Annotated in this window: 4 protein-coding genes; 3 read left to right on the forward strand and 1 reads right to left on the reverse strand. The window is 44.6% G+C overall.

Annotated elements, in window-relative coordinates; genetic code table 11:
* Window positions 1-106: 106 nt before the first annotated feature.
* Window positions 107-1,486 (reverse strand): D-alanyl-D-alanine carboxypeptidase, encoded by a 1,380-nt coding sequence (locus H6S82_RS16375; RefSeq protein ID WP_190463094.1) that lies wholly within the window; start codon window positions 1,484-1,486, stop codon window positions 107-109.
* 701 nt (window positions 1,487-2,187) lie between these two features.
* On the opposite strand from H6S82_RS16375, the gene H6S82_RS16380 reads away from it, so the two are divergent.
* The 3 genes from H6S82_RS16380 to H6S82_RS16390 all read left to right on the forward strand — a co-directional run.
* Window positions 2,188-3,945 (forward strand): AarF/UbiB family protein, encoded by a 1,758-nt coding sequence (locus tag H6S82_RS16380; RefSeq protein ID WP_190463093.1) that lies wholly within the window; start codon window positions 2,188-2,190, stop codon window positions 3,943-3,945.
* A gap of 176 nt (window positions 3,946-4,121) precedes the next feature.
* Window positions 4,122-4,574 (forward strand): hypothetical protein, encoded by a 453-nt coding sequence (locus H6S82_RS16385; RefSeq protein WP_322111858.1) that lies wholly within the window; start codon window positions 4,122-4,124, stop codon window positions 4,572-4,574.
* A gap of 244 nt (window positions 4,575-4,818) precedes the next feature.
* Window positions 4,819-5,356 (forward strand): UbiA family prenyltransferase (locus tag H6S82_RS16390; RefSeq protein ID WP_191056431.1); only part of this gene is annotated, 538 nt, incomplete at its 3' end.

The raw sequence follows: 5,356 nt of genomic DNA on the forward strand, positions 1-5,356 counted from the left end.
AAACAGGGCTTAGGGATTAGGGAAAGTCAATCATTCAAAAATTCCTCCTCTTCTCTCTCCCTCCTCCCGACGCCCTAACCCCTAACCCCTAACCCCTAACCCCTAGCTACCTCACAATTTCGCTTCGCGAAGTTCTAGTTTGCAGTTCGGGATTAGGCGTAAACTCTGCTGGTAATGACGAAACTTCTCCCCATTCCTGCAAAAAACTTTTTAGTAAGGTTTCTTGTTGAATGCGGAATTCATCCGTATTTTCTCCCACATTCATAATCGCAAACCAGACAGAACCTTGCTTTTCTGTCGGGAAAGCACCTGCTAAGGAACTGACGCTATTCAAAGTACCCGATTTCACCACTATTAACGGGGGCAAATTGCGTTTATCCAAGGTTCCTTCATCTCTACCAACAATGGCAAAAACATCGCCGATCGTCATATTATGAGATGCAAGATAGCGTTCTATCTCCAAGAACATCGCACAAGCAGCGCGAGGTGAAATGCGATTTTCCGGACTTAATCCAGAACCATTTACCAGTTGAATTTCTGCTTGGGGAACACCAGCTGCTTCCGCAGCTTTTTGTGCGACTACTTTTGCACCTCCCACAGAACTGGCTATCATCTCAGCCATGTGGTTGTTGCTATACCGATTCATTCTTTTGAGAAGTTCGGCGAGTGGAAAAGAATAATGACGTACTAAAGGTTGTAGGTTACTGGGGGCGGAAGACATTACCTTTACCGAACCCTCTATTTCTACTAGGGGTTTAGGTGTGCCTGGGGACATACTAAAATATTGTTTTTTAGTTGTTTCCGACCAAATTTTATTATTTATCCCCTGTTTTAGTAGCGTACCTGCAATATGCGGGTCAGTTTTAAAGTTCATGTAAAACTTACCCACAATGATTAAATTGCCAGTTACTTTATTAATGCCGATTTGGTTTAAAGTATTGCCCAAGTTAATAGCTTCTTCCCAAACAAACAGAGGGTCTCCATCTCCCCGAACTACTAAGTCGCCTTGCAAAACTCCATCTTTAATCGGCCCAGTTCCGCCAATTAGAGTTACATATTGGCGATCCGGGCCAAGAGTTTGCAGCGCCACTAGAGTTGTTGCCACTTTTGTGACGGAAGCAGCTGGGAGGGGAATTGTACCGCGATAATTTGCCAAAAGGCTATTCCCAGATTGCATCCATACTCCTTGTTGGGTTTCTTTGGCAAATCCTTTGGCAGCTAGAGTTTTTACATATTGCAGAATCGCAGCGTTAACAACTGGATCTGGAGTATCTGGCGGGACAAGAGAAACAGCAAAATTACTTACTGGCGCTTCCACTTTTGTTACAGTTTCGGTTGTAGTGGATGATGACTCGATCGCATCACTCTGAGTCAAGTTCGATCTAGATGTAGCTTGTGGTGACTCCGTGGAGGAACATCCACTAATCAATGCTAACCCGACTATAGATAGCGCAGCAGTCAAACGAAAGTTTTTAGGCAGCGTCATCAGCTTTTAAGGGTAAATATTTGTCTCAAAGACTAACATAACTTTCGTTCCAGATAAGCGATCGCTCATCCTGAAATCCGCATCGGTAAGGGGTGTAACTTAGCTCCTCGATCGCTTCCTTAACAAAATCATAAATTTTCTACCTTAAGGCAGATGTCAATATTATACTTTTGAGTTAATACATGGTTCACAAAATCATACTTATGGTAGATGCTTGCTCTAGAAGACCAAATAGCTCAACTTTAACAAGCGATCGCCACCTAAGCAACACTCACCCACAATCAGCAATGAACTGTGGTCTCTGACTGCGCCCTAAAAATACATATAATTACTATTTTGTCAAGCCATTTTGCTGAACTGGGGTGATGGTAGTCCAGCAAATCAATCCAATTAAAAATTGTCAACGGCAAGAACGCCAGTTTTTCAGAAAAACCGGGTTTTTCCATCTCATAAAAATGTCGTTAAATATACCAAAGTTAAAGTTTGCTGAACTTTACTATGATAATTTTGTAGTTTTGTATATTATACTTGAAGAAAAGTTAAAGACAAGCGGTCAGCCCAGTTGAACTAGATTGCTGAATAACTGGCTGAAACCCGATAAGGGCAATTTTTAAGTGAAAAGGCAGTCTTTGGTTCATAAACTGTAAAGCGTTAGCTGACCTCTGTAAACAAAATCAGAAGTTGAGAGGCAAAAATAAAGCGTGAGTCAGCATCCACTCGCTCGGTTAAGAGGGTACGATCCCAACGCGATCGCTCGCTACTACAGCAAACGTCCGTGCGTCGCCATCTGGCGCACCTTGACAGTAATATGGTTTTTTGCTGGATTTCTGATCGGTTGGCAGTGGGATGAATGGCTAAATCGAGCTGAGCAGAACAAATTCAAACGAGCTGCCCAACTGCGGGAAATACTTACTCATCTCGGCCCCACATATATTAAAGTAGGTCAAGCCCTGTCCACTAGACCGGATTTGATACGCAAAGACTTCTTAGACGAATTGGTCAAATTACAAGACCAATTGCCGCCATTTGACAGCGCGATGGCCTTCCGCATCATCGAAACGGAATTAGACAGATCTGTAGAGGAACTATATAGCCAAATTTCTCCCCAGCCAGTAGCCGCCGCCAGTCTGGGACAAGTTTATCGGGCGAGACTTCACACCGGCGAAGAAGTCGCCGTAAAAGTGCAGCGACCCAACTTACTGCCCACACTAACACTAGACTTATATTTAATCAGATGGGCAGCAACTTGGATGGCTCCCTGGCTGCCTCTGAATTTGGGACATGACTTGACGCTGATTGTAGATGAATTCGGCATCAAGTTATTTGAGGAAATTGACTACCTCAACGAGGGACGCAACGCGGAAAAATTCGCCACCAATTTCCGCGACGACCCAGAAGTAAAAGTGCCGGCAATTTACTGGCGCTACAGTTCCCAGCGCGTCCTCACCCTAGAATGGATTCACGGTATTAAGCTGACGGATACGGAACAGATTCAGAAAGCGGGGCTTGAGACCGAAGCCCTGATCCGCATTGGCGTAACCACAGGGTTACAGCAACTTCTGGAACACGGATTTTTCCATGCTGACCCGCACCCAGGCAATTTGTTTGGCTTACCGCCCCAGTGTCCGGTAGATGGGGAAAAGCAACCCAGCAAGTGGGTATCGGGCGGTAGAATGGCTTACATTGATTTTGGGATGATGGATCAGTTAGAGCAAACTACCAAAGAAACTTTGGTAGATGCGGTTGTTCATCTGATCAATAAAGATTACGAAGATTTAGCAGCAGATTTTGTCAAACTCGGCTTTTTGACACGGGAAACCGACATTCGCCCGATCGTACCCGCCCTAGAAGCAGTGCTGGGCGAAGCGATCGGCAAAAATGTGCGCGATTTCAACTTTAAGACGATTACCGATCGCTTCTCGGAGTTGATGTACGATTATCCCTTCCGCGTTCCCGCTAAGTTTGCGCTGATCATTCGTTCTTTGGTAACGCAGGAAGGATTGGCGCTTAGCATGAATCCCAATTTTAAGATTGTGGAAGTGGCTTATCCTTATGTAGCGCGGCGTCTGCTGACAGGGGAAACACCCCAACTGCGGCGGCGTTTGATCGATGTGTTGTTCAAAAATGGTAAGTTCCAGTGGCAAAGATTGGAAAATCTGATTGCGATCGCTCGTTCTGACAACAGCTTCGACATATTACCGACTGCACAAATGGGTTTGCAATACTTGCTTTCCGATGAAGGCAAGTTTCTGCGCCGCCAGCTGGTGCTAGCTTTGACAGAAGACGATCGCTTGCATACCGAAGAAGTCCAACGCCTGTGGAACTTGATTAAAGATGATATCAAACCAGCACAACTATTTAATGCTGCTTTGGGAGCTTTAGCCGAATTATCCACTGAGGGAGCAGCCGCAATCTTACCATCTGTTGGATCTCTGACAGCTTTCTCCGACAGGAAATGAAGAGAGGGACTAGAAAAAGTCAAAAGTCAAAAGTCAAAAAGAAGAGTAAAAGGGAGGGCAAAGGAGTAGAAAAGCGGGAGAACGGGACAGAGGGGGAGTGGAAGAATTAATATTTTTCCTGCTTTCATCCTCCCTTCTCCTTCTCCTTATCCGTTTTGACTTTTGACTTTTGACTTTTGACTTTTGACTTCCCCGATCGCCCCTCAGCTCTGGAAACTGGTATGATTAACCATCAGGCTGTCATTGCAAAGGAGTTGTTAGTATCCATGTTTCCAGAGCCCCCTTATTTTTTCCTCCTGGCTGGGTTGCTGGTTGGGGTAACATCAGGCTTAGCGTTTGAGGCGACACTCAAACAATTGGCGCAGGAATGGTTTAGAACTAGATCGACGCGAACCCTAGTCTACTTACAAGGAGTACAATTACAACTTCCTTTTTTGGGAATTTGTGTGGGAATTTGTATTTTTCTGGCGTCCGGTCTGGAAATTTTTGGCTTTCCGGCTTCCCTTTCCTATGTGATTGCTGTATCTTTGACAGTCCTAATCGCTTTACTGGTGTGGTCGCAACTGGGTAAACTTTTAGTTCAGTTAGAGCGGGGAGGTTCGCGCTCGATCGATTTAGATTCTATCTAAATTAAAATTAACCGCAGACAAACTGGGGATTGAGTATTGAAGAGCGAACAATCAGGAATCAATATTCCCAATTACCCTCAATACTGTATACTTTGATGGCAATTGTCGGTTGGGTTTCGCTATCGCTCAACCCAACCTACGAAAGTTAGCCAAGAAATTTTTATCGCAAAAGGATGGGAAGGTTATAGATTTCCGCAACACCTCGCATTTAAATGGAACCGCGCCTAAGCTGAAAGCCAACAAGATGAGATTTCCTCATCTAGCAGCTTTAAGACCCCGCCAGTGGACAAAAAATTTGATTGTTTTTGCTGCACCTTTATTCGCTTTCAGCATAAATGTCGAATCAATATTAGGAAGTGCGCTAGCATTTGTGCTATTGTGCTGCACTTCCAGTTGTTTCTACTTGCTCAATGATATTGCGGATATAGAAGCCGATCGTCGTCATCCGATTAAGCGCCAACGACCGATCGCAGCAGGATCGATAAGTATTCGCTTCGCTATTGGTATGGCGATAACTTTATTAAGTTTAGCTCTAATTGTCGGTTGGCTGCGATCGCCTTGGTTGGGAATCACTATACTTGGCTACGCTTTATTGCAAATAGCTTATAATTTACGGCTGAAGCAGATCGTAATTTTGGATATTATTGCGATCGCTACTGGTTTTGTCCTCAGAGCATACGCAGGTGCAGCAGCAACTGGTATATCCCTCTCCTCCTGGTTCTTGCTTTGTACTGCGATGCTGGCTCTATTTTTAGGTGTGGAAAAACGCAAAGCAGAACTGC

Origin of the sequence: Planktothrix sp. FACHB-1355, assembly GCF_014748295.1 — a bacterium.
Classification (GTDB): Bacteria; Cyanobacteriota; Cyanobacteriia; order Cyanobacteriales; family Aerosakkonemataceae; genus Aerosakkonema; species Aerosakkonema funiforme_A.

Bases quoted from the DNA above. Each gene is read 5' to 3' on its own strand.
- H6S82_RS16375 (WP_190463094.1), bottom strand. From the start codon at position 1,486: ATGACGCTGCCTAAAAACTTTCGTTTGACTGCTGCGCTATCTATAGTC.